Annotated in this window: 26 protein-coding genes; 16 read left to right on the top strand and 10 right to left on the bottom strand. The window is 63.2% G+C overall.

What is annotated here, in order from left to right:
- Positions 1-4: 4 nt before the first annotated feature.
- The 12 genes from AC3B5L_RS03290 to AC3B5L_RS03235 all read left to right on the top strand — a co-directional run bounded on the left by AC3B5L_RS03290 (position 5) and on the right by AC3B5L_RS03235 (position 11,289).
- The gene (locus tag AC3B5L_RS03290) at positions 5-670 is read left to right on the top strand and encodes a DsbA family protein (RefSeq protein WP_058631453.1); all 666 of its coding nucleotides are present in this window, start codon (positions 5-7) and stop codon (positions 668-670) included.
- On the top strand, positions 667-1,656 hold the full coding sequence (locus AC3B5L_RS03285; RefSeq protein WP_306300775.1) for a flavin-containing monooxygenase: 990 nt from the start codon (positions 667-669) through the stop codon (positions 1,654-1,656). The genes AC3B5L_RS03290 and AC3B5L_RS03285 overlap by 4 nt, the downstream gene beginning before the upstream one ends.
- A gap of 8 nt (positions 1,657-1,664) precedes the next feature.
- Positions 1,665-2,579, top strand: a complete 915-nt coding sequence (locus AC3B5L_RS03280) for a cation diffusion facilitator family transporter (RefSeq protein ID WP_058631454.1) — start codon at positions 1,665-1,667, stop codon at positions 2,577-2,579.
- A complete protein-coding gene (locus AC3B5L_RS03275; RefSeq protein WP_058631455.1) occupies positions 2,572-3,240 on the top strand; it encodes a copper resistance CopC family protein in 669 nt (222 codons plus the stop codon). Before AC3B5L_RS03280 ends, AC3B5L_RS03275 begins: the two co-directional genes overlap by 8 nt.
- Positions 3,241-3,262: 22 nt before the next feature.
- Complete coding sequence (gene lspA, locus AC3B5L_RS03270) at positions 3,263-3,766, top strand: signal peptidase II (protein WP_240747075.1); 504 nt, start codon at positions 3,263-3,265, stop codon at positions 3,764-3,766.
- Positions 3,763-4,098 (top strand): DUF6804 family protein, encoded by a 336-nt coding sequence (locus AC3B5L_RS03265; RefSeq protein ID WP_045278974.1) that lies wholly within the window; start codon positions 3,763-3,765, stop codon positions 4,096-4,098. Before lspA ends, AC3B5L_RS03265 begins: the two co-directional genes overlap by 4 nt.
- A gap of 25 nt (positions 4,099-4,123) precedes the next feature.
- Positions 4,124-5,074 carry a cytochrome c oxidase assembly protein gene (locus tag AC3B5L_RS03260; protein ID WP_058631457.1) on the top strand — a complete coding sequence of 317 codons (951 nt, stop codon included), beginning with the start codon at positions 4,124-4,126 and terminating at the stop codon, positions 5,072-5,074.
- Positions 5,075-5,198: 124 nt separating this feature from the next.
- Positions 5,199-6,662: an apolipoprotein N-acyltransferase gene (lnt, locus tag AC3B5L_RS03255; RefSeq protein ID WP_232762584.1), complete on the top strand. Its 1,464-nt coding sequence runs from the start codon at positions 5,199-5,201 to the stop codon at positions 6,660-6,662.
- Complete coding sequence (locus AC3B5L_RS03250) at positions 6,647-7,162, top strand: DUF3515 family protein (protein WP_058631458.1); 516 nt, start codon at positions 6,647-6,649, stop codon at positions 7,160-7,162. The genes lnt and AC3B5L_RS03250 overlap by 16 nt, the downstream gene beginning before the upstream one ends.
- Positions 7,159-9,057, top strand: a complete 1,899-nt coding sequence (locus AC3B5L_RS03245; protein ID WP_058631459.1) for a bifunctional copper resistance protein CopD/cytochrome c oxidase assembly protein — start codon at positions 7,159-7,161, stop codon at positions 9,055-9,057. Before AC3B5L_RS03250 ends, AC3B5L_RS03245 begins: the two co-directional genes overlap by 4 nt.
- On the top strand, positions 9,054-9,737 hold the full coding sequence (locus tag AC3B5L_RS03240; protein ID WP_168429240.1) for a copper resistance CopC family protein: 684 nt from the start codon (positions 9,054-9,056) through the stop codon (positions 9,735-9,737). The genes AC3B5L_RS03245 and AC3B5L_RS03240 overlap by 4 nt, the downstream gene beginning before the upstream one ends.
- A gap of 193 nt (positions 9,738-9,930) precedes the next feature.
- Entirely contained in the window at positions 9,931-11,289 is a 1,359-nt protein-coding gene (locus tag AC3B5L_RS03235) for a M23 family metallopeptidase (protein WP_058631461.1), read from the top strand.
- Between the two features lie 97 nt (positions 11,290-11,386).
- Here AC3B5L_RS03235 and AC3B5L_RS03230 read toward each other — a convergent pair whose 3' ends face one another.
- The 4 genes from AC3B5L_RS03230 to AC3B5L_RS03215 form a co-directional block, all read right to left on the bottom strand.
- Positions 11,387-12,148 (bottom strand): cytochrome c biogenesis CcdA family protein, encoded by a 762-nt coding sequence (locus AC3B5L_RS03230; protein ID WP_194239347.1) that lies wholly within the window; start codon positions 12,146-12,148, stop codon positions 11,387-11,389.
- Entirely contained in the window at positions 12,145-12,714 is a 570-nt protein-coding gene (locus tag AC3B5L_RS03225; protein ID WP_136054588.1) for a TlpA family protein disulfide reductase, read from the bottom strand. The genes AC3B5L_RS03230 and AC3B5L_RS03225 overlap by 4 nt, the downstream gene beginning before the upstream one ends.
- A gap of 593 nt (positions 12,715-13,307) precedes the next feature.
- Positions 13,308-14,612 carry a nucleotide-binding domain-containing protein gene (locus AC3B5L_RS03220; protein WP_136054589.1) on the bottom strand — a complete coding sequence of 435 codons (1,305 nt, stop codon included), beginning with the start codon at positions 14,610-14,612 and terminating at the stop codon, positions 13,308-13,310.
- Positions 14,609-15,163 carry an SLATT domain-containing protein gene (locus AC3B5L_RS03215; RefSeq protein ID WP_490096213.1) on the bottom strand — a complete coding sequence of 185 codons (555 nt, stop codon included), beginning with the start codon at positions 15,161-15,163 and terminating at the stop codon, positions 14,609-14,611. Before AC3B5L_RS03215 ends, AC3B5L_RS03220 begins: the two co-directional genes overlap by 4 nt.
- Before the next feature lie 297 nt (positions 15,164-15,460).
- On the opposite strand from AC3B5L_RS03215, the gene AC3B5L_RS03210 reads away from it, so the two are divergent.
- Both AC3B5L_RS03210 and AC3B5L_RS03205 read left to right on the top strand, forming a co-directional pair.
- On the top strand, positions 15,461-15,940 hold the full coding sequence (locus AC3B5L_RS03210) for a hypothetical protein (RefSeq protein ID WP_136054591.1): 480 nt from the start codon (positions 15,461-15,463) through the stop codon (positions 15,938-15,940).
- 50 nt (positions 15,941-15,990) lie between these two features.
- Positions 15,991-17,595 carry a DUF262 domain-containing protein gene (locus tag AC3B5L_RS03205; RefSeq protein ID WP_136054592.1) on the top strand — a complete coding sequence of 535 codons (1,605 nt, stop codon included), beginning with the start codon at positions 15,991-15,993 and terminating at the stop codon, positions 17,593-17,595.
- Between the two features lie 144 nt (positions 17,596-17,739).
- On the opposite strand, the gene AC3B5L_RS03200 is transcribed toward AC3B5L_RS03205, so the two are convergent.
- Positions 17,740-18,099, bottom strand: coding sequence for a hypothetical protein (locus tag AC3B5L_RS03200; RefSeq protein WP_136054593.1), 360 nt, complete (start codon positions 18,097-18,099; stop codon positions 17,740-17,742).
- Positions 18,100-18,333: 234 nt separating this feature from the next.
- On the opposite strand from AC3B5L_RS03200, the gene AC3B5L_RS03195 reads away from it, so the two are divergent.
- Both AC3B5L_RS03195 and AC3B5L_RS03190 read left to right on the top strand, forming a co-directional pair.
- Positions 18,334-18,936, top strand: a complete 603-nt coding sequence (locus AC3B5L_RS03195) for a hypothetical protein (protein ID WP_136054594.1) — start codon at positions 18,334-18,336, stop codon at positions 18,934-18,936.
- An 80-nt stretch (positions 18,937-19,016) separates the two neighbouring features.
- Complete coding sequence (locus tag AC3B5L_RS03190) at positions 19,017-19,496, top strand: HAD domain-containing protein (protein ID WP_136054595.1); 480 nt, start codon at positions 19,017-19,019, stop codon at positions 19,494-19,496.
- A gap of 25 nt (positions 19,497-19,521) precedes the next feature.
- On the opposite strand, the gene AC3B5L_RS03185 is transcribed toward AC3B5L_RS03190, so the two are convergent.
- Genes AC3B5L_RS03185 through trxB form a run of 5 tightly spaced genes read right to left on the bottom strand, consistent with a single transcriptional unit; the run spans position 19,522 to position 23,347 of the window.
- A complete protein-coding gene (locus AC3B5L_RS03185) occupies positions 19,522-19,929 on the bottom strand; it encodes an arsenate reductase ArsC (RefSeq protein ID WP_136054596.1) in 408 nt (135 codons plus the stop codon).
- A 25-nt stretch (positions 19,930-19,954) separates the two neighbouring features.
- Positions 19,955-20,947, bottom strand: a complete 993-nt coding sequence (locus tag AC3B5L_RS03180; RefSeq protein ID WP_136054597.1) for a metalloregulator ArsR/SmtB family transcription factor — start codon at positions 20,945-20,947, stop codon at positions 19,955-19,957.
- Positions 20,948-20,949: 2 nt separating this feature from the next.
- A complete protein-coding gene (arsB, locus tag AC3B5L_RS03175) occupies positions 20,950-22,050 on the bottom strand; it encodes an ACR3 family arsenite efflux transporter (protein ID WP_136054598.1) in 1,101 nt (366 codons plus the stop codon).
- A complete protein-coding gene (gene trxA, locus AC3B5L_RS03170; protein WP_136054599.1) occupies positions 22,047-22,373 on the bottom strand; it encodes a thioredoxin in 327 nt (108 codons plus the stop codon). Before trxA ends, arsB begins: the two co-directional genes overlap by 4 nt.
- A complete protein-coding gene (gene trxB / locus AC3B5L_RS03165; RefSeq protein ID WP_136054600.1) occupies positions 22,370-23,347 on the bottom strand; it encodes a thioredoxin-disulfide reductase in 978 nt (325 codons plus the stop codon). Before trxB ends, trxA begins: the two co-directional genes overlap by 4 nt.
- Between the last annotated feature and the right edge of the window lie 108 nt (positions 23,348-23,455).

The raw sequence follows: 23,455 nt of genomic DNA, 5'->3' as shown, positions 1-23,455 counted from the left end.
TGTTATGAAATCTTCCGTGAAAGCGGTACTTGTCACCGTGTCTCTCGCCGTGGTGTTGCTGGTCGTCGCACTGGTCTTCGTCCTGATTAATCAGAATCAAGCTGCCGCACCCGAGACGGGGACCGCTGACGGTCCACAAGTCGTCCGTGAGAACTCGCACGTCCTCGATGACGGAGGAGAAGGGGCGGTGACGGTGGTCGAGTTCCTCGATTTCGAGTGCGAGGCCTGCGGTGCTTTCTATCCCCTCGTCGAGGATCTCCGCGGCAAGTTCGATGGCGAGATCACCTACGTGATCCGCTACTTCCCGCTGCCTGGTCACCTCAACTCAAAGAACGCCGCAATCGCTGCCGAAGCCGCAGCGCAGCAGGGACGGCTCGAAGACATGTATCACCGCCTGTTCGAGACGCAGTCTCAATGGGGTGAGGCTCAAGAGTCTCGTGCGGACCTGTTCCGGGGGTTTGCGGAGGAACTCGGATTGGACATGGCCGCGTTCGATGATGCGGTCGCTGATCCGGCGACAGCGGAACGGGTTCAATTCGATCTCGACGAGGGTGAGCAGCTCGGTGTCAGCAGTACCCCCTCGTTCTTCATCGATGGGGAGCCTGTCGTGCTGGAAACGTGGACCGATCTGGAGGACAGCATTGAAGCCGCCGTGAACGGTGCTGAATGATGGCGCGTTCGCTATCGCACCGTCGAGTCATCATCGTCGGTGCCGGGCACTCCGGATTGGCGACAGCCGCCGCGCTCAGGTCCTCTGGGCTTGAGCCACAGAAAGACTTCGTGATCATCGATTCTGCACCCCCCGGTCGACGAAGCTGGGCCACACGGTGGCAGTCGATGAAACTGCGCAGCGCGGCACGCCACAGTGTCGTCCGCGGGTTCCCTTTCCCGGGCGATGGAGACCGTCATCCGAGTGTGGATGAGATGTCCGATTACCTGTCTTCGGTGGAGAAAGCCCTCGGTGTGAAGACCGTGTGGGGCACTCGTGCTCTTGGAATCAACCGGTTGGGCGACGGATCCACGCTGCATCTGTCGACCTCCGCCGGGGAAGTGCAAACCCGAAATGTGGTCTGTGCAACGGGAGCTGCCGCGGTGCCGCGCATACCGGGCTGGCGCCCGGGATTGGCCGTACCCGGTGTTGTGCTGCATTCCAGCCAGTACCTCTACCCCGCCCAGATACCTCCCGGCCACGTGTTGATCGTTGGCGGCGGATTCAGCGGAGTGGAGATTGCTGAGGAGCTCGCGTCCTCCCACGACGTCACCCTCTCCACTCGAGCGGAACCCTCAGGGGTGTCGGAGCGGCCTATCTGGTCGAGGCTGCGACGTAAGGGTGCGCTCTCCGAGGCACGCCCCCGCGTAGCTTCGACAGACGTCACTCATGCCGTCGCCGTGACGGAGGTTCACGGAGACACCGTGATGTTCGCCGATGGGGCGTCCGTGAAGCCGCATTCCGTGATCCTTGCGACCGGGTACAGGCCGGCAGACGCATGGCTGCCCGATTCGGAGCCGCCCGGTCAGCCTTTGCACGTCAGTGCACGCATCCCGGGACTGTTCACTGTTGGCATGCCCCGTTACTCCCGGGCGGATGCGGACACCCTCGTTGGGGCGGGTCGTGATGCGGCGACCGTCGCCCGACTCATCGTTGGACGGCCGTAAGGAGCACCATGACAGAAGCAGGGCACAGTCACGGTATTGGTGACGCCACTCCTCGCAATCGCCTGGTCATCGCGTTCGCGATCACCTCTTCGGTCTTCATCGTCGAAGTGATCGGGGCGATTATCACAGGCAGCCTCGCACTGCTCGTTGATGCGGCGCACATGCTCACCGATGTCGTCGGGTTGGCGATGGCCGTCACCGCCGCGCATCTGATGAATCGTCCCCCGACTCCCAGGTACACCTTCGGTCTTCAACGCACGGAGGTGCTCGGTGCGCTCGCTCAAGCAGCTCTGCTGCTCGGGGTGGGTATCTTCGCGCTCGTGGAAGGCGTACGGCGGCTGTTCGAGCCCCCTGAGATCGCATCGGGAAGTCTGCTGTTCTTCGGCATCGTCGGTCTCGTCGCCAACATCGCCTCCATGCTCGTATTGTTCAGCGGCCGCGGACGCAACCTCAACATGCGCGCCGCGTTCCTCGAGGTCGTCAACGATGCCCTCGGTTCCGTCGGCGTCATCGCCAGCGCCATCCTCATCGCCGTTTTCGGTTGGTATCAGGCGGACGCCGTCGCGGGCGTCTTGATCGCGCTCCTCATCATCCCCCGCACCCTCATCCTGTTGCGAGCATCCGGCCGGGTATTGATGGAGTCCACACCTGCCGGCCTCGATCTCGAGGATGTCCGCCGCCACATCCTTGCCCTGCCGCACGTGGTCGCTGTGCACGACCTCCACGCGACCCAGGTCTCGACCGACCTCCCCACGCTCACCGCCCATGTCGTGGTCGATGACACCGTCACGATGGAAGCTTCCGCCGCACTGCTGACATCACTTCAGCAATGCGTCAGCGAACATTTCGCCGTGAGCATCGAACACTCCACCTTTCAGATCGAACCCGAATCCCACCCCGGAGAGCACGACACCCATGCATAAACGCCTCTCGGCACGCACCGCTGCCGTCCTCACCACCCTGTTGTTGTCGGCATCCGTCGTCCTTGGGACTGCATCTCCGGCGGCCGCTCACGACGACTTCGTTTCGTCGTACCCCACCGCCGACTCGACCATCAACGGCTCCCCCGACGAGATCTCTTTGATGTTCACCGGGGCCCTCACCGGTGGTGACGATGCAACGGTCGTCGAGGTTATCGATGAAAGCGGAGCAAACGTCGCCGTCGACCCGCCAACGGTGAGCGGTGACTCGATCACTCAACACCTCTCCCCCGACGCCGCAACCGGCATCTTCACCGTCCGCTGGAAGACCGTCTCCGCCGACGGACACCCGATCAACGGGGAGTATGTGTACACCGTCACGCCCGCGACGGACACGGAACCCAGCACTCCGACCACAAGCCCCACCCCTGAAACCTCCCCAACGGAGGAGCCGGAACCGGCCCGACCCGCGCAAACATACGGTGGCACGGCATCCGGTGGCGGTGCTTTCGAACTGCTCCCCCTGTTCTTCCTCTCGGGTCTGGCACTGATTCTGGGGATCGGCGTTGTGGGAGTGGTTATGGCCGGGCGCCAGCGTCACCAGCGCGACCGCGCACAGGCCGCCAAGGATGCTGCAGCTAAGGAGAAAGACGCCGATGCGTGATCGAGTCCGCCGGTCGGCCGTGATGCTCATCGTCGCCGCCATCGTCATCCTGATCGATCAAGGCACCAAGACTCTTGCTCTGAACACGTTGCGGCAGGATGCGCGTATACCGCTGATCGGTGACTGGCTCGGTCTTCAACTGGCCTTCAACCCCGGGGCGATCTTCTCGCTCGGGGAAGGCTCCACATGGGTCATCACCGTCATCGGGGTCGCTGTCACCGCGGTCCTCATCGTTGCCGCCACCCGAGCCCGGAACGTGTGGTCGGCGGTTGGTTTCGGTTTCATCGTGGGCGGTGCGATCGGGAACCTCATCGATCGCTTATTCTCGCCGCCCGCGTTCGGGATCGGGCACGTCACCGATTTCCTCGCCTACGGGAACCTGTTCATCGGCAACCTCGCCGATATCGCTCTCGGCATCGGTGCCGTGTTCCTCATCGTCGCGGGTCTGCGCACGAGCCGTCGCCGGCCAGACCCCACGTCCCGCCCCGACGACCCTGTACCCGCCGAAGAAACGGTTCACCCATGAGTCCCAAAGAACGCGTCCCCTCCACTTACCAGCGGAACGCCCTGGCCCCCAGCCTCGTCGCCGCCGCGATCCTGTTTCTGGCCCCGGCGCTCTTCCAGGCGAATTGGGCGCCGCTCGTCCTCTTCATTGCCTCAATTTTCGGGCTGATCGTCGCGTGGTTTGCGCTCCAGGCACGCCACTGGTGGTGGATCCCGGTCTTCCTCGCCATTGCCGTGCTCTGGAATCCGGTGATGCCCTTCCCCTTCTCCGGTGTCGTGTGGACCACAGCACAACCCATCGCGGCCGTGGTGTTCCTGGCAGCGGGGGCGACGATCAAGGTGATCCGGAAGTGAACTGCGCGATCTTCTTGTCACGACCATGCGTATGAGCGGCGAGATCCCCGACAGCCCCCCATCTCTGCAGGCGTTCCTCGCACCGGCCGACATTCCGCTTCCAGTGCTACCGATCGTTGCGGGGATCCTCGCTGCGCTGTATCTCGTCGGCGCGATCCGGTTGTGGACGCACGGGCGTCGTTGGCCCGTGTGGCGCACGGTCAGCTTCCTGCTCGGGTGCGTTCTCCTCGCGGCGGTCACCGGTCTGGGTGTTGAAACCTACGGCCAGGCGCTGGTGTCCGTTTTCATGTTCCAGCAGCTCACTCTGATGATGATGGTGCCGCCGCTACTGGTCCTCGGCTCACCCGGAACCCTTCTTCTGCGATCAACACCGCACCATGGGGCGGGACGGGTAGTCCTCACAGCGGCCCACAGTGCTCTTCGAAGCCCGGCCGCGAAATGGATACTCAGCCCGTGGGCCACTGTCCCGCTGTACCTGTTCGCGTTCTACGGCATCTACCTTGCGGGTGCTGCCGATGCCATCCTCGCTCTCCCCGGGGGCCACGTCGCACTCGAGGTCGGATTCCTCCTCGCCGGCATGCTCTTCACCATCCCCATCCTGTCCTCCGATCCGCTGCCGGTCAGGTTGGGTCATGGTGCCCGTGCACTGGACGTGTTTGCTGAAGCCGCGCTCCACGCGTTCTTCGGGGTGTTCCTCATGATGGCCAGCACGATCCTGGTCGGCTCATTCGTCGCCCCCACCAAAGCACTGGGCATCGATCCCCTCGCCGATCAGCAGCTAGCCGGCGCTCTGGCATGGTCCTACGGTGAAGCCCCGACCGTGCTGATGTTGATCTACGTGATGCATCGCTGGTTCCGCAGCGACACCGCCCGGGCTGCCGCGGCCGACCGGTACGCCGACGTGCACGGGAACACCGACCTCGACATGTACAACGCCTACCTCAAAAAACTGAGCTCTCATGACCGTGACCGCTGACCCATTGGTGAGACACGCCCTCTCCGTTCGACCACGGCGCGGGAACCCCCGAGCGCACGATGCGCGCCTACCAGCTGGGGTGCCGTTTCCCGTAGCGATCGTCGCGTCCGCCATCGCAGGAGGCATGCTGGATCTCGCCTACCCCGCAAACGGGTGGTGGCCCGCAACGTTCGTGAGCGTAACCATCGGGCTGTGGACGCTCCGCGGACGCTCTCTACCCGGGGCGTTCCTGATCTCCCTCGTCTACGGCGCGACCTTCTACTTCACCCACCTGGTATGGGTGACCCGGTTTCTGGGACCCATCCCATGGGTCGCGCTGGCTGGCTTGGAATCCCTGCTGTTCGGTGCCGGCGGTGCGCTGATCGCACTCGCCTATCGGGTCACCACCACCCGCGCGGGATACGCGTATCGTGCGATCACTCCCATGCTCGTCGCCGGGGTATGGATGCTGCGAGAAACACTGATGGGGAGTACGCCGTACACCGGGTTCCCATGGGCGCGCGTCGGTTTCAGCCTCGCCGAGAGCCCGCTCGCGGAAGCCGCTTCATGGGTGGGAACCACGGGGCTGTCCTTCCTGACCGTTCTCGTCTGCGCGAGCGTCGTGGAAGCCCTCATCCTCCGCCGATGGGAGCCAGCAGCAACGGCCGTGGTCATCGTCGTTGCCGCGATAGCCATCCCTCTGTTCCCCACCGAGCAAGCGGGAATGATGCGCGTCGGATGGGTACAGGGCAACGGACCCAGCGGCTACTTCGACACCAGGACACCAGGCGACATCCTGCGCGCACAGGAAGAAGCGACATCTCCTCTCCTGGGGCGTGAAATGGACCTTCTCGTCTGGCCAGAAGGGGCCGTCGACGCCGATCCCCTGCGCGATGCCGCCGTCGCAGACCGCCTTGATCGACTCGTGCAGAGTGCCGGCACTCCGGCACTGGTGAATGCGGCAACCACCCGCGGAGCCGACACGTTCAACACCTCCATGCTGTGGACCAGCGCCGGGCCGCAGCAGCTCCACGACAAGGTCAACCCCGTCCCTTTCGGCGAATACGTCCCGGACCGTTGGTTCTACGAAGCCATCGCCCCCGACCTCATCGGATTGATACAACGCGAGTACACGCCCGGCTCCAACACACCCCTCATGAACGTTGACGATGTGCCCATCGGTCTGGCGATCTGTTTCGACGTCATCTACGACGACGTCATCCACCAAAGCGCTGCCTCTGGCGCGCAAATGTTCGTGTTTCAAACCAACAACGCGGACTTCAGAGGCACCGACGAGAACCTCCAACAGCTGGCCATCGCCCGCATGCGCGCGCTCGAAACAGGGAGAACTGCGGTGAACGTCTCCACCACCGGGACCAGTCAAGTCATCGGCCGCGATGGAAAGGTGCTGGCGCAGGTTGCGGTGGACACGACCGCGGCGAAGATCACCGAGGTCCCCCTCCGCACCGGCACGACTCTCGCTGTCGTGCTGATGCCGTGGCTCGACTGGATGCTCAGTATCGGAACGGTACTAGCGCTGCTCGTCATGTCGATCCGACCGCGACGGACTCGTGCTGACTCCCAGGAAGACGGATGGATGACGTTGTGAAGCTCAAGATTCTGACCTCTGTCGCGGCGCTGTGCGCACTGCTTGTGCTCACCAGCTGCGCACCCACCATCCACCTCGAGCCCGCAGCAAACGCGAACGACCCGCTGTGCGCAGAGGTCACCGTACGACTACCGGACTCAATTGGCGACCAGGCTCGCGTCTGGACGGACGCTCAGGCCACCGCAGCATGGGGTACCCCCAGCAGCGTGCTCCTCACCTGCGGGTTGGAGCCCCCGGCCCCCACCACCCTGCAATGTGTCAGCTTGGGTGGCGTCGATTGGATCGTCGACGAGGAGGAGACCCCGAATCTGCGGCTCACAACCTACGGCCGAGAGCCAGCTGCCCAGGTGTACGTGGACACCACCACCCTGTCGGCGGACGCGGTTCTCGAATCTCTTGCCGGGGCGATCCAGCAGCTCACCAAGACCGGTGAATGCACGGCGCCTGTGACAGAAGACCCGGACGCTCCTGGCACTGAGACAGGGGATACCACTCCATGAATGCCGTTGTTCTCCGGATCGCTGGACCGACGCTCCTCGTTGCCGCCGCACTCATCGCTGTGGTCGTCGGGCTCGCGATCGGTGGAGGAGCTGCACCAAGACTCACCAGTGACCCTGGAGCGCTCGTGCGATGGGGACTCCCGGCCGCGAAACTGTTCGTCAATCTCTCCGGTGCGGCGATGCTCGGGCCCCTGGTACTGGCGGTGTTCGCTCTCCCCTCGGCAGGGAAGCCCTTCACCGTCGCGCTCGATATAGCCTCCGCCGGCGCCGCGACCCTCACCATCACAAGCGGGGTGGTGGCTTACCTCACCTTCCTGTCCTCATTCAATCCGCAAGTGAACCTGAGCGCTGAGTTCGGCGCGCAGCTGGGCCGCTTCCTCCTCGACACCGAACTGGGACGATCATGGCTTATCACCGCGATCCTCGCCTCGGTCGTGACAGTCCTCGCATTCGCTGTGCGCAGCTATGGTGCGGTGCTGATCACAACCATGCTTGCGATCATCAGCCTGATACCCATGGCCACCCAAGGTCATTCGGGTGAGCTCGCCAACCACGATCCCGCGGTCATGTCCCTCGTCCTGCACGTCATTTCAGCAGCGATATGGCTCGGAGGTCTCATCCTGCTCGTCGTCGTGCGACCGATCAGCTCTCCGCACGAACTCGACAACGTGCTTCGCCGGTACTCGACGGTGGCGCTCATCGCGTTCATCGGTGTCGCCGTCTCGGGATACGCGCGGGCGCTCACTGCCCTCGGCCGGTGGGAGGATTTGGCCTCACCGTACGGCCTCATCCTTCTCACAAAGATCGGCGCTCTTCTGGTCATGGGCGTCCTGGGTGCCGCCTACCGCCGTCGACTCCTCGCAAATGCCAGCGAGGGCCGTGGCGCCTTCTGGATGATCGTGAGCGTCGAACTCGGTTTCATGGGTATCGCGAGCGGTGCGGCCGCCGCCCTCGCCCGCACCGCCGCCCCCGCCGATACGATCACACTGCCGCAGAACACCGCCGCGGAGATCCTCACCGACGCACCCGTCCCGATCGCACTCACCCTGCAGAGATGGTTCACGGCGTGGAGCCCCGACCTCCTCTGGGTGCTCGTCGCGGGTTTCGGAATCGTCTTCTACCTCGTCGGCGTCCAACGCGCACGGCGCCGCGGGTATCCGTGGCCAGCCAGGCGGACGGTCAGCTGGATTGCGGGGATGGGTGCGCTTCTGTGGACAACCAGTGGCCCGCTCGCCGCCTACGACGACTCGCTCATCAGTATGCGATTCCTCTCCTTCGCTCTCCTCAGCCTCGCGATCCCCTTGCTCCTTGTCTTCGCGGCGCCGATCACCCTCGCAGCCTTGGTCATCCATCCACGGGACGATGGAAGCCGAGGACCGCGGGAATGGCTTCTCTGGGCCGCCCACAGCCCGCTGGCCAGATTTACTCTGCGCCCCGTCGTCGCCGCGGCTCTTTTCGCCACGTCGCTGTGGTTGTTCCACTACTCCGACCTGTTCCGCTGGTCGCTCTACGACCAGCTCGGAGCGGAATGGATGATCAGCCAGCTCCTCGTCACCGGGTGCCTTTTCATACGATCGCTTTCCCTGAACGCGTCCACAACCCCCGAGGGGCGGTGGCGTGTGGCCTCACTCACTGCGCTCACAGGCGTGGCAGCGTTCTTCGGCATCGCCACGATCACTCGCTCCGACCTCATCGTCGCGGAATGGTTTGGCGCCATGGGGCGGACATGGGGACCCACCCCCCTCCAGGACCAGGCCCTCGCCGGAGCCGCCACCTTGGTGATCGCGGGAATGCTCGCAATCCTCACCGGCTTCTCCGTCCTCCACACGAAACGCAACAACCGACCTACCGACAGCACCCCCGTGCCCGCCGTACGAAAGGACCCGCACCTGTGACCTCCACCCACCGCACCCGCTGGCTCGCCAGCACACTTCTAGCTCTCATCACACTGGGAATCGTGGCCGCACCGGCCCCCGCAGCTCTCGCGCACGACAACCTCCTGGACACCGTGCCCGGGGCAGACGAAACCGTCACCCAACTTGACGACGTCGCTCTCACGTTCAGCGGGGAACTCATTGACTTCAGCCAGGCCAGCTTCGCCCAAGTGCAAGGACCCGACGGCCTCTTCTACGAATCCAGCTGCTCCACCATCGACCGCAACATCCTCACCACCCCGGTCGCACTCGGAGAACCGGGCGTCTACACCGTGCTGTGGAACGCCGTCTCCAGCGACGGTCACCCCATCTCCGAGAGCTTCACGTTCACGTACGCTCCCACCAGCAGCGAGCCAGGGCTGGGATGGGACAAACCAGCATGCGGGAACGAACAATCACGGATCCAACCGGCAAAGGCGTCGCCCTCCACCGCGCCAACCACCGAACCGCCAGCAGCGGACACCCCTGCCCCGGTGGTATCTGCAGGCGAGAACGAGGTGGCTTCAATCGCGATCCCGCTCATCATCGCCGTTGCTGTCATCGGTGCCGCGGTGATCACCGCCACCGTTGTCGTACGGCAAGTGAAGAAGAAAAAACACAACCGGTCGAGCGCCGACGTCCACACGGACCCGAAAGAGTGAGCCTCGTGCCAGGACAGTCGAACTCAAGTTCGATGCGTCAAATATGGGCCACAGATCAGAGATCACGGGCGAGTCGGCGCGACTTCGGCCCCCACGAACGGACGATAGACCAGACAGCGGGCAACGCGAGCATGGCCAATCGGCGCGCCCATGGCAGCAGAATCCACGAAGCCGAACTCGAGGAGAGGGCACAGTGAACGAACGACGCGTCTCCGCGGCTGCTACGGAGGCGGCTGAAGAATGCGGGTGTGCACCCACGCCCGCCGAACGCGACTCATTCTGGAAGCTGAGTGTGACTCGACGTGGCGCTTTCGGACTCGGCGCCCTCGGCGTCGCTGCATTCGCTGCATTCGGTATCGGCTCCGGCGTCTCAGCGGCGTACGCTGCGTCCTACCCGAGCTGGGACGATGTCCAACGCGCCAAGAACAACGAAGCTGCCAAGGCCGCCGAGATCACCCGAATCGAAGGGCTGATCCAGTCCTTGACGCAGAAAGTCGCCGAGACCCAGGCTGCCGCCGATACAGCCTCCGACGAGTTCTACGCAGCACAACAGGAATACTTCGCTGCGATCACGGAAGCCGAGAGCCTGCAGGCGCAGGCCGACGAACAATCAGCGATGGCCGAAACCTCTGCGCGCAGGGCCGGTCAAGTTGCGGCACAGCTGTACCGCAACGGTGGAGACGACTCAGCACTGCAACTGTTCTTCTCCGGCTCCGCGGACAACGCCGATGAGCTCCTGTCCCGGCTGGGCACCATGGACAAGCTGCTCGAGTACAACCGGTCGGTCTACGATGACGCAATCTCGGCGCGCAACACCGCCCAATCGCTGACCGATCAGGCGAAGGTCGCCCGCGACGAACGAGACCGCCTGCAGCAGGTCGCGGAGCAGAAGATGATTGCCGCACAAGAAGCGGCCGACGCCGCACAGGCCGCGCTCGACGAGCAAGCCGCGAACCTCGAGACGATGCAGGCGCAGCTCGCCGCGCTGAAAGACACCACCACGCAGACGGTCGCCGGCTACCAGGCGGGTGTAGCCGCGCGCGAGGCCGAAGAGCGCGCCCGTCGCGAACGCGAAGCCGCCGAAGCGGCAGCCAACGGAGGCGGCAACGGTGGCGGCGGAGGCTCCGCCGGGAGCGGCGGTTGGGTTCGGCCCCACGGGGGCGGCCGAAGTTCAAGCTACGGCCCGCGGACCCCCATCTGTGGTTCGCAGGGCTGCTCCTCGAGCTACCACTACGGCGCCGACCTGGCCAACGGCTGCGGAGCGGCGATCTACGCCGCCAACTCCGGAACCGTGGACTACGCCGCCGCCAACGGCAACTACGGCAATTACGTCCGCATCCAACACGGCGGGGGCGTCAGCACCGGGTACGCCCACATCAAACCCGGTGGCATCGCCGTCAGCCGGGGGCAATGGGTCAATTCCGGCCAGGTCATCGCATACGCGGGTGACACCGGACGCTCCTTCGGGTGCCATCTGCATTTCGAGGTCTACATCAACGGTGGCTACACCAACCCCGTCCGGTTCATGGAAGACCGTGGCGTCTATATCTAAGGTTCCGACGCCGGATCACGAAGTGGCGCCGTCGACATGAACAGTTGGGTAGAGAAGGCTGCTCCAGTCGTCACTCCCGACATCCTTGCTAGGGATCTCAGAGCGGGAGGATGACGCTGCCCATCACCGCCGTCAGCCGCGACATGATGTCGGTCCACAGCCCTGTCACCATCAGGAGGCCGAGGACGATCAGGAGGATACCGCCGCAGACATTCAGCACCCGGATGTGACGACGGAGAAACTCGACCGTCTTCGCCGCCCAACCGAACCCCAGTGCGACCAGCAGGAACGGGATGCCGAGGCCAAGCGAATACGCGAGACCAAGGAAGCCAGCCCGGACAGGGTCGCCGGCGTTGAACGAAAGCGCGATGATCGCGGCAAGCGTCGGCCCCATACACGGCGCCCAGCCGATACCGAGTGCCACTCCGAGTAGCGGCGCCCCGACGACACCGGCCCGGGAGCCAACGTGAAAGCGGACCTCCCGCTGGGCGAAACTGAACAACCCGAGGAAGACGAGCCCCATCAGGATGACGACGACTCCGAGGATGCGCGTGACCAGGTCACCCCAGCGTAGGAAGAACACGCCGGCCGTCCCGCTCAGCGCAGTGATGAGAACAAAGACGACACTGAAGCCGAGGATGAACAGAAGCACGCCGACAACGAGCTGACGGCGCTCAGGCGCGACTGCGTTCGTCGCGTCACCCTTCGAGCGCGGCGCGACCGCTCCGCCGAGGAAGCCGAGGAAGCCGGGGACCAGCGGGAGCACGCAGGGCGACAGGAACGACACGAGGCCGGCGAGCATCGCGACGGGGACTGCGAGCCAGAGCGCACCGGACCCGATGATGGTGTCTGCGTTCACGGCGTCTCCGCTAGGGCGTCTTTGACGAGGGTCGAGAGGATCGAGGTGCCGTCGATGGGCCCGATGATGCGGGCGGCGACACGGCCCTGTCTGTCGAGCACGAGAGTGGTCGGTGTCGCCTGGATCGGCACAGCCTCGGAGAAAGCGAGTTTCGCCTCGGCCGTGTTCACGTCGATCAGGCTCGGGTAGGTGATGCCGAACTCGTCAGAGAAAGCCTGGGCAGTGTCAGCCTGGTCGCGGGTATTGATGCCGATGAAAGCCACATCCTCGCCGCCGTATTCCTGCCAGACGCTTTCAAGATCCTTCGCCTCGATGCGGCACGGCGCGCACCCGGCGTACCAGAAGTTCACCACCGTGACCTTGCCGGCGTTGTCCGCACTGTCGAAATCATCACCAGTTTCAGTAACGCCACTGAAGACCACGGGCTCGCTCCGCTCGGCCACCGGGACCTCGACAATAGCGCCGTTGCCGGCCACATACCCGGTGTTCTCACCCTTGAGGTAGGAATCGCTGACCGGATCCGGCGCACACCCGCTCAGACCGATGGCGAACACTGCGGCGAGCATGACTCCCGCCGCACCGCGAACGGTACTAAAACGTGGGTCTCGAGGCACATTCGCACCTTACGCAGATCCCCTATGCGTCCGCCGAACCGTGCCACCGCCCCACGAGATCGCTTGCCACTTTCGATGTTCGTCAGAGCAAGTTGATGCGTAGGCGACCTCGGCGTGGCTGACACACGGCGTCAATCCCGGACGACCGTGTGACAACATCCGCGAGAATCCGCCACCTTTCAGGAGAACAGCGACAGGTTTCGTGAGAATGCGACAGGTTTCGTGAGAATGCGACAGGTTTCATGAGAAACGACATGTCGAAATTGTCCGATCTCACGGGAGTTGTCATGAGATGAGACACAGATCCCGCGAATTTCCGGGACAGCTGCAGCTGGCACATAGAGCGATTTTGTCTCATGACACTTGTCAGAATTTCGACGACGGACATCTTCATCGGCCTCGCCTTTCGCCGGAAGCGCCGCGCGAATCAGCATGATCGGCCACTTTTACTCGCTCAAGAGGCGTGAGAACCAGCCACCCTGGCAGTATGGATCGGCCCGCAGGCGGCGGAGCATGCGCATCCGCCGCCCTCGGAGCGCGGCGGCCTAGGAAGCCGCCTCTGCTGCGATCGGAATGTCGATGTGCCCCCGAGCGACGACAACGTTGCGCTTGATGACGTAGCACTCCACGTAGTGGTTCCCTCGGAAGGAAGTCACTTCGCGGCGCTCGGTGCCGTGTGTTGGACGAATAATTTCACCGCGTATGTGATCCCGCCGCTCAGCCTCGGCTCCTCGGTTCAGCACCTTCCACCGCACCTCGTACGAGCCCGGCACGTCGGTGTTGTCGATCGCGAAGGCAAGTTGCTTCTTTGCTGGCAGTCGCGAGAACAGGTTGAGAAATGCGGTCAGCGAGGTAGGACGGAATCCGTCCTGGGTCACGGTGCAGCTGATCTCGACAGAGAAACGGATGTCTACGGGATGAGTGTCCTCAATGAACTCTTCTGTGTCGTTGAACGATCGGGCTGCAAGAGCCGTCTCTCCTCCACTCACTACTGCTGGGACGGACTTCCCGAATACCGCTCTCCACTTCTTGTATTCGTTCTTCTGACCAGCAGCGTTGACGGCCTCAGTGCAAAGCTCAGCGCCGGACGCAGCCTTCTTCTGGAAGTGCTTCTTGACTCGAACGCGCTGGCGGCTTCCGAGCGCCAGATAGAAATCGTGGTCCACCTGGTCCGCGAGGTACAGAAGGAAGTCGCGCATCATCTCGCCGTAGGTTTCGGATGCGCCCGAGCGATGTTCCGTCGTAGATGTCAGGAAATTGTAGGCGAGGGTGTCTACCAGCAGTCCACCCATCACGACTCCGTGCTTGTTCCGCCACGCTCGAGCGAGTTTGCACAGGCTTCGCAAGTTGCCGCTAGTCGACGTGTCTTCTTCGCTGATCGCCGAAATCTCATCGCGGGGCTTTGTCAGCTTCCATGAATCGCTGTAAGTGTCTGGGTAGTCGAACGACCCGTCGTCATTTTCGAACACGGGCTGCACCTCGAACGTGAAGTTCGAGAACTCCACCACGACGACGAGCCTGTCGACTCCGACCGTGGTGGTCGGGTACCGCTTCTGGATCGCGGCTCGCGTGCGCTGCAGCGCTTTGAGTGGCCCGCCTTCCTGCTCGTAGGTGTCGCGCAGACTCGCCGGCAGAACATACAGGAGATCGAGGTCGGATATGCCTTTGATCGCTGTCCAACGACCGTAGGAACCGACCATCAGCTTGTTCGCCGTGGAGCCGGTCAAACCTCGGAACTCGCTGTTCAGCGCTTTCGTGATTTCGTCCCGCCGGTCTGCGATGCTCTCAGCTGTGTTGACCTTCAGATTGGTTAGGAGACCATCGAAGATATCGCCGGTTTGTGATATCACTGCGCCCCATTCTCTCGGAGCGCCTGCGGCAGCATCACATCGATCTCCTCCGTGCTGAAGGTGAGATCCTCGTTGTCCTTCAGACCGGATTGAGCCATGGTGTACGCCCGTGGCGTCGTGCGCGGGGCATCCCTGAGCACTGCTTGAGCGGCCTTCTGTAGCTCGTCTCTTCTGTGCAGCGCTTGGCCGAGCGACACCGTTTCCGACTTCAGATCCACAATCAGCGACAGATAGGACTCCCGCAAATCCCAAAGCTGGGCCGCTGTATCGCGGTGCTGCTGCATCTCCTCGCCGTGCCGGAATGTCCGGTCGCCCAGGCTCGCCGCCGTAACCAGCACAGCGATGAATGAAGTAGCAAGCGATGCCCACTGCGGTTCCAGAAGCACCCCGAAGAGGGAGGCAAGGAACGTCCCTGACCCAACCGCTGTAAAGACGACCTTCCACCCTCGTTGCCTCCGCGAGGACATCGCGCAGATGTCAGCTTGCTTCTCATGCGTCTTCTGGGTGTATGCGATCCGCCCGTACAGCTCCCTCACCTGGTTGAGAAGCAACAAACGATTCGCCACTGACGGTTCTGCCGTTCGTTGTCGCATCTTTCCCCCAGCCTCCGACGGCAGCCCGCCGCATGTGAATGCTAGCGGCGACCACCGACATCACGAGCGGATCTCTCCGGATAGCTCATCCTCAATCCATTAGAGCCCCAGAAATGACGTCGGCGACGTTGGCGGAAGTCACAGGGCGCAGTCGCCGAGCTGGTGCGGGCACTTAGTCATGTGAGTTTCATGGCCCCTGCGCCGGCACCGACCGCCCTATTCTGGAAATTCACACCTCGAACTGCAAGGAAGCAGATGCACTCACACGACGACGACATCCGTATCGGCCCTGACGGCTCGCAGACGACGGTTCCTCGGAAGATCGTCGAGACGGATGAGACGCTCCGGAGCTCTCACAGCGGTGGCATATGTGTCCACTCCGGCGTCTTCACGATCGGTCCGAGTGCTTCACACAGTGGTTCACTGCAGGTCGAGCCTGGCGCCCAGGTCATCATCAGCGGTTCCCACACCGGCTCGCTCCATGTTGCAGGCGAGGCAACGGTCACAGTTCGGGGCAAGCAAAGTGGAAGCGTTCACGTTGCGAAGGGAGGACGAGTCATCGTCAAACGTGGCGGACGGCTGGCGGGGTCCCTTCACGTCTCGGGTGTCATCGAGAACATGGGTACGCGAGGCGGCTCGGAGCACATCGACGGCGGGGACGTTGTCGATCTGCTCGGCGGAACGGTGAAGCGGCCCACACGCACGATCGGCGGAGCAGCGGTCTACGAGTGGTGAAGAACATCAGGTTGAAACGGCGCGGTACCCCCTAACGGATGAGGTAAGAAATGGGTGAACCCATGCAGATCCAACGACTGATCGAACGTGTGATGCACGGCGAAATACGCGTTCCGGGGTTCCAGCGGAACTTCGTGTGGGATCCCGAGCGCGCCGCACTCTTGATGGACTCGATCTACAAGCAATATCCGTTCGGATCCGTGTTGCTCTGGCGAACTCGCACGGAGCTACGCACCGAAAAGGAGCTTGGAGGCTTTGCCTTACCAAACCCTGAGGCGGACTATCCGCTGGACTACGTCCTCGATGGGCAGCAGCGAATAACCAGCATCTTTGCAACTTTCCAGACCGCTCTGCCCGCAAAGGCGGAGGACCCCGCGGTCTGGCTTCCGATCTACTACGACTTCGAAGCGCAGGCCGATGCCCAAGACTCGAAGTTTGTCGCTCTCCCTTCCGCCGCAGTTGACCCAGAGCGCCACTTCGCACTGCGCACTTTCTTCGACCCGGTGAAGTTTGCTCTCGAACAGCGGCGCCTGGATGACGATCGATTGACAGAAATTGTCAACGCCCAGTCTCGGTTCGCGGGCACTCTTATCCCCGTCGAGACGTTCGTTGAAGAGAACAGAGCCAGCGTGGCTATCGTCTTTGAACGTGTGAACAGGCTCGGGATCAAGCTCGACACCTTCCAACTGCTGACAGCTTGGACCTGGAGTGAAGACTTCGATCTACAGGCAAAGTTCGAGGCACTCGCGGAGCGATTTGAAGAGTTCGGCTTTCAAGATGTCGGCACCGATAACGACCTGATGCTTCGGTGCGCGGCTGCCGTGCTTCGAGGTGACCCTTCTCCCACGGCGCTCATTGACGTCAACGGTGCTGAGGTGCGCGACAAGTTCGACTCGGTGTCGAAGGCGCTGGACGCGGCCATTGACTTTCTACGAAGCAACCTCCAAGTTCGGCACCTGAAGTTCTTGCCGTACTCGGCGTTGCTGATCCCGCTTGCTGCATATTTCTCTCAGCGGCAAGGCAAATCGGTTCCGGCCCACCACCGCGACGCCCTCGTACGTTGGTTTTGGCGCACGTCGTTTACACATCGGTACAGCGGCAACCCGTCGCGGAACGTGAAATCGGATGTTCAGCAGGCCGTCAAGCTCCGCCTAGACCAGCCACACACCCTGGACGACGTCACCTCGAGCATCGATCCCTCGTTCTACACGTCGCGCGGCTTCAACACGGGAACGGTTGCAACGAAGGCGTTCATCCTGCAGCTTGCCGCTCATCATCCCCGATCGCTATTGAGCGGTAACCAAATCGCCCTCGATAAGGTGCTCGCCGAGCCAAACCGCCGTGAGTATCATCACTGCTTCCCAAAGGCATACCTGGTTAGGCAGGGCGTCGATCTCAAGGGCGCTCGCATCGATTGCCTCGCAAACTTCGCGTTCCTAAGCAGATCCGAGAACCGTGAGATTTCCGATAAGGCTCCGTCCTCTTACCGAGGCTTGATGGGCAAGAACATCGGCCCGATCCTTCATTCACAACTGATACCAGAACAGCTGTTCACGGACGACTGGACTGAGTTCATCACGGAACGGACAGCGGATCTCATCCTTGATGCGCTCTCGCTGATGGAAACAGGAATCCCGCCGCTGCCAGGCGCGTGAGCTCGTCCATCACCGTTCGGGTTCTTGCATCCTGCGCCATGTCTCGACCCGTCACGTCCCGGTCCGTGGGCCTAGACGTTCGTACCCGAACTCCGCGATCGCGGGCGGTCGCGCCAGATTGGCGCTTAGCGCGAAAGCTCGACGCTAGGGGTCTTGGATTTTCGCCTCGCTTCTGACTTGGGCTGTGGTGCCCGATGATTCGAGGGCATGGACGAACACCGTTTCGGGTGAGATGGCGTCCGGATCCCGGTGGTAGCGCCCGATGATGTGGGATACCGTGCGTTCGTCCAGGAGGCCGAGACCGCTCAGGATCGCTTCCTCCGCGGCCGCCTCGTCCAATGGTTCGTACGTCATCTTGTGTTCGAAGTAGAAGTCATTGTAGATTCCCGGGTTCAGATGGAATCTTCCGGAGTTTTGCACGTACGTGTACAGGCGCTCCTGGTCACTCTCGAACGCAACCCAGACAGGCACGCCGTCAGGGTTCCTCACGAGGTAGAGATTCATGGGCATCGCCTCCCGCTTACATCTTGCGCCATCCGGGTGCGCGCGGGAGGTTGTCTGAGCAACGATTCGAATCGGATTGCGGTGTCCGTGAGCTGATTCATACGTAAGCGGTCAGTGGTGCGACGATGTCGATGGCACGCCCCAGTATGCGATTTCATGCCTCAGACGTCCTTCAATTCTTCGCGCGTCGAGCGCGGCAATCTTCGATTGGGTCGACACTCTAGCGTCCTCGGCGTGATCGCGAACTCGCTCGCCGTCGTTGCTCCTATCGTGAGCATCGCGCTCGGCGTATGGGTGACCAACCTGAACTCCGATGTCGCTCATCTCAACGCCACGATCAACGGGCTTCACCAAGATGTGGCGTCCGCCGAGGCGTTGCTCACTGATCGCGAGGAGATCATCGAGGACCTCCGCGCAGAGAACCGGGAACTCCTGGCTGCGCTCCCGCCGAGCATCCCGCCGGAGCAAGTGCCTGCTGCACGAAACATCGGCACCGTAACTTTGGCCGACGGCGGCGATTCGATAGATCTGAACTCCACGCTCCCCAACTTCGGGAACGGTGCTGATCGGATCCAGAAGGACACCCTCCAGTCCCGGGACGGAGTTCTGACCTCACTGTGGGATATCGATGTGCTCCTACTTCCCGAAGGAAAAGCCGCCTATGAGACTTGCGCCGTCGCCACCGGGTATGCCCCCACGAAAACGATCGAGCCTCATCGCCTGGATGGACGCGTCTGCATCCGCCTGCAGTCCGGGAACTATGCCCGCATTACAGTGAACACATTCGAGGAAGAGCGCGTCGAGCTCGCGATCACGACCTGGGATGCTCCGCTCTAAGCGTCCAACTCGCCGCACGATGACCACAAGGAGCCGACAGAGTGCCACCGTCAGCTCGGCAACCCCAACGCAAGCTTCTCGTGCTCGACGTCGACGGGACCATTTCTCGGATCTACCGAAACGAAGAGCGCGTTCTGCATGAAGACCAGCCGCAATGGCGTTCGTGGATGAGCGTTGATGATGACGTAGTCGATGCACTCCACAAACTCGTCGAGGGTTCTCAGATTGACGTGGCATGGCTGACAACGTGGCCTCACGATCAAGTCGCTTGGCTCATCCAGGGGCCTCTTCGCGGCAAGCTTTCAGGCCCCTACGTGCCCTGGCAGAACTGGCCGAAACAGGGCTGGCGACTGCAAAGCCTGATCTCCTACGTGCGCGACGTGAAGCCCTCCGCCGTCGCCTGGGCGGACGACCGTGCGCCAGAAGATGCCGCACGACGGCTCACGGCAATGACCGAGGTTCCCTCGTTCGTCGTGCGGCCGAACAAGCATGTGGGTCTCACGCTCGAAGACGTCGTCAGAATCGCCGCCGTCCTCGAGCGCACAGATCAGAACCGCTGAAGCTTCAGCTGGTTCTGACTGGTCTTTAGACCAGCTCGCTCACCAACTGCTCGATGCGCGCACGGATGTCGTCCCGGATCGGACGCACGGCATCGATGCCCTGGCCGGCCGGGTCGTCGAGCTTCCAGTCCTCGTAGCGCTTGCCAGGGAAGAACGGGCAGGCGTCGCCGCAACCCATCGTGATGACGACGTCGGATGCCTGCACGGCCTCGGTCGTCAGGATCTTGGGCTGCTCGGCGGTGATGTCGATCCCGAGCTCATTCATCGCTTCGACGGCAGTCGGGTTGATCTGGTCGGCGGGCATGGAGCCAGCGGAGCGTACTTCGATGCGGTCGCCGGCGATGTCGCGGAGGAAGCCTGCGGCCATCTGTGAGCGGCCGGCGTTGTGCACGCAGACGAAGAGGACGGAGGGCTTGGTGGTCGTGTCAGTCATGGTTGCTCCTGGTGCGAGGGGTTGGTCAAGAAAGAAGGTCGTCGACGAGCGCGCGCACGCGTCCGGCGATGTCGTCACGGATGGCTTCGACACCATCGCGCGACGCGAGGGCAGGGTCGCCGACTGCCCAGTCGTCGTAGCGGACGCCCGGGATGATCGGGCAGACATCTCCGCAGCCCATCGTGATGACGACATCTGCTGCGCGGACGGCATCATCGGTGAGAGGTTTCGGGAAGCGCTCGGCGGCAGCGTCTCCTTCGATCTCGGCGAGAATCGACCGGACGTGCGGGTGGATGACGTCGGCGGGGGCCGATCCTGCCGAGCGAGCCACGACCTTGCCGGCCGCCAGCTTGTTGACGAGCGCGGCGGCGAGCTGCGAACGCCCAGCGTTGGCCACGCAGACGAAGAGCACCTGGGGCACAGCGGAGTCGCGGTCGCGTGTGAGGTCGGCGAGTCGCTGACGTGCGAAGCGCTCGGTCAGTGGCACGAGTGCTGAGGTGACTCGTGCGGTGCGGGCGAGGGCCGTGTAGGACTCGCGAACGATGGTGAGCACGACGTTGGGGTCGAGCTCGGGGACTTCCGCTGCGAGCTCATCTGCGAGATGGGTCACCCGCGCATCGAAGTCGGGCCGTGGCTCATCGTGGCCGTCGGGAACACTCCACGGCGCGAGCGTCGCGGGCGCGAAGGATTCCAGCAGGGCCGTAACGGCGCTGCGCCGGTTCGGGTTGATCCGGTACCAGACCCAGGTTCCACGCCGCTCGGAGGTGAGGACATCGACGTCCTTCAGCACCTTCAGATGGTGAGAGACCGTCGGCTGGGCGACGTCGGCGAGCTCTGCGAGGTCGCAGACGCACGACTCCCCGCGAGGGTCGGACGCGATGGCGGACAGCATTCGAAGTCGGAGCGGATCCGACAGCGCCTTCAGAGTCGAGGCGACCGAGGTGGCCGCATCGACGCCTATGGCGTGGCTGGCGACGGGACTGCAGGTGTCGCCCTGGGTGGTCAGCACGGCGTTCATGTCTACATCCTTTCAGCGGTGAATGGATCGGTGTGGAACCAGCGTCGGGCCGCCCAGAGAGAGACATAGACGAGTCCGACGAGAACAGGGACTTCGATGAGCGGGCCGACGACCCCGGCGAGGGCCTGGCCGGAGGTCGCGCCGAAGGTGCCGATGGCGACGGCGATGGCGAGTTCGAAGTTGTTGCCGGCCGCCGTGAACGCAAGTGTCGACGAGCGGGCGTATCCGAGCCCCAGCACCTTGCCGGTGAAGAGGCCGATGAACCACATGATCCCGAAGTACGCCAGCAATGGGAGCGCGATCCGAGCGACGTCCCAGGGGCGGCTGGTGACCTGTTCGCCCTGAAGAGCGAACAACAGCACGATGGTGAAGAGGAGACCGTAGAGGGCCCAGGGGCCGATCTTCGGGAGGAAGCGGTCTTCGTACCAGTCGCGTCCCTTCGTGCGCTCCCCGATGAAGCGGGAGGCGAATCCGGCGACGAGGGGTATGCCGAGGAAGATCAGCACGTTCAGCGCGATCTGCCAGACCGAGATCTCCAGGCCCTGCGAGTCGAGCCCGAGCCAACCGGGCAGAACCGTCAGGTAGAACCAGCCGAGCAGCGAGAAGGCGAAGACCTGGAAGACCGAGTTGATGGCGACGAGCACTGCCGCGGCTTCTCGGTCGCCACAGGCGAGGTCGTTCCAGATCACGACCATGGCGATGCAGCGGGCGAGGCCGACGATAATGAGCCCGGTGCGATACTCGGGCAGGTCCGGGAGGAGCGCCCAGGCGAGAACGAACATGAGCGCCGGGCCGATGACCCAGTTGAGCACCAGGGAGGAGATGAGGAGCTTCTTGTCTCCGGTGACCGCGGCGACCTTGTCGTAGCGGACCTTCGCGAGAACCGGATACATCATCACCAGGAGGCCGAGGGCGATGGGGATCGAGATTCCACCGACCTCGAGGCTGGCCAGGAGGCCGGACACTCCTGGGATGAAGCGACCGATGACGATGCCGCCGACCATGGCCAGGCCGATCCAGAGCGGCAACCACCGGTCGAGGTTCGACAGGCGGCGCGTCGCCGGGGCGGCGATGGTGGGGATGTCGGCGGTTGTGGTGCTCATGCGAGGAGCGCCTCCATCTTCTCGGCGATGATGGGCTTCGGGTGGGCGCCGATGAGCATGTCGACGCGCGCGCCTGCCGTGTAGAAGCCGAGGGTAGGAATGGATGTGACACCGACAGCGGTCACCGTCTCGGGGTTCTGGTCGGCATCGAGCTTGACGATCTTCACTCGGCCGTCATACTCGGCGGCGAGCTGATCCAAGAGGGGCGCGACCTGCTTGCACGGCCCGCACCAGGTGGCCCAGATGTCAACGACGACGGGGATATCGGAGTCGATGACCTCGGCCTGGAAGGTGGCATCGGTGACAGTGATGGGCACGCTCATGCGAAGACCTCCTCGGTCTCGGTCGGTACTGGTGCGGACTCGTCAAGGGCAGCGAGGTAGTGCTGCGCGTCTTGTGCTGCGGCGCATCCGGTGCCTGCGGCGGTGATGGCCTGGCGGTAGGTGTGGTCGACGAGATCGCCGGCGGCGAAGACTCCCGCAAGGTTCGTGCGGGTGGAGGGGTGCTCCACGAGCACGTAGCCGTCGGCATCCGTGTCGACGAGGCCGGTGACGATCTCGGACCGCGGGTCATGGCCGATGGCGACAAACACTCCGGTGGCTGACAACTTCCGCTCGGCGCCGGTGACGGTATCGCGTAGTGTGACGGCTTCGACCTTCTCAGCGCCGACGAGGCCGGCTACCTCGCTGTTCCAGGCGACCTCGATCTTCGGGTGGTCGAGCACGCGTTGTGCCATGATCTTCGACGCGCGGAACTCTTCCCGGCGGTGCACGACGGTCACCTTCGAGGCGAAGCGGGTGAGGAACAGTGCCTCCTCCATCGCGGAGTCTCCGCCGCCGACGACGATGATCTCCTGATCACGGAAGAAGAAGCCGTCACATGTGGCGCACCAGGAGACGCCGTGGCCGGTGAGTCGATCCTCATCCGGCAGCCCGAGCTTGCGATAAGCGGAGCCCATGGTGAGGATGATGGCGCGGGCGAGGAAGGTCTCTCCAGCGCCGGTCTCGACCGTCTTGATAGGCCCGTCGAGGTCGACCCGGATGGCGTCGTCGAGGAGGATGCGGGCACCGAAGCGCTCGGCCTGAGCGCGCATCGACTCCATTAGTTCGGGTCCCTGCACGCCGTTGACGAAGCCGGGAAAGTTCTCGACCTCGGTGGTGGTCATCAGCGCGCCGCCCGCCGTCACGGAACCGGCGAGGACTGCGGGAGCGAGACCTGCACGCGCGGCGTAGACGGCCGCGGTGTATCCCGCAGGGCCAGACCCGATGATGACCAGCTCAACCTCTTGAATCGACATGTGTCTATATTGACATCCATCGATACCGATTGCAACTGCTCCTGGCGGAGTTCACCTGTTCGTCACCTGCCGGACGGATCATGCGGTTGAAGCAATCAAGATACCCAG

The sequence above is a fragment of the Microbacterium sp. C-MGS6 genome (assembly GCF_058140415.1).
This window is presented reverse-complemented; position numbering and strand designations above follow the sequence as displayed.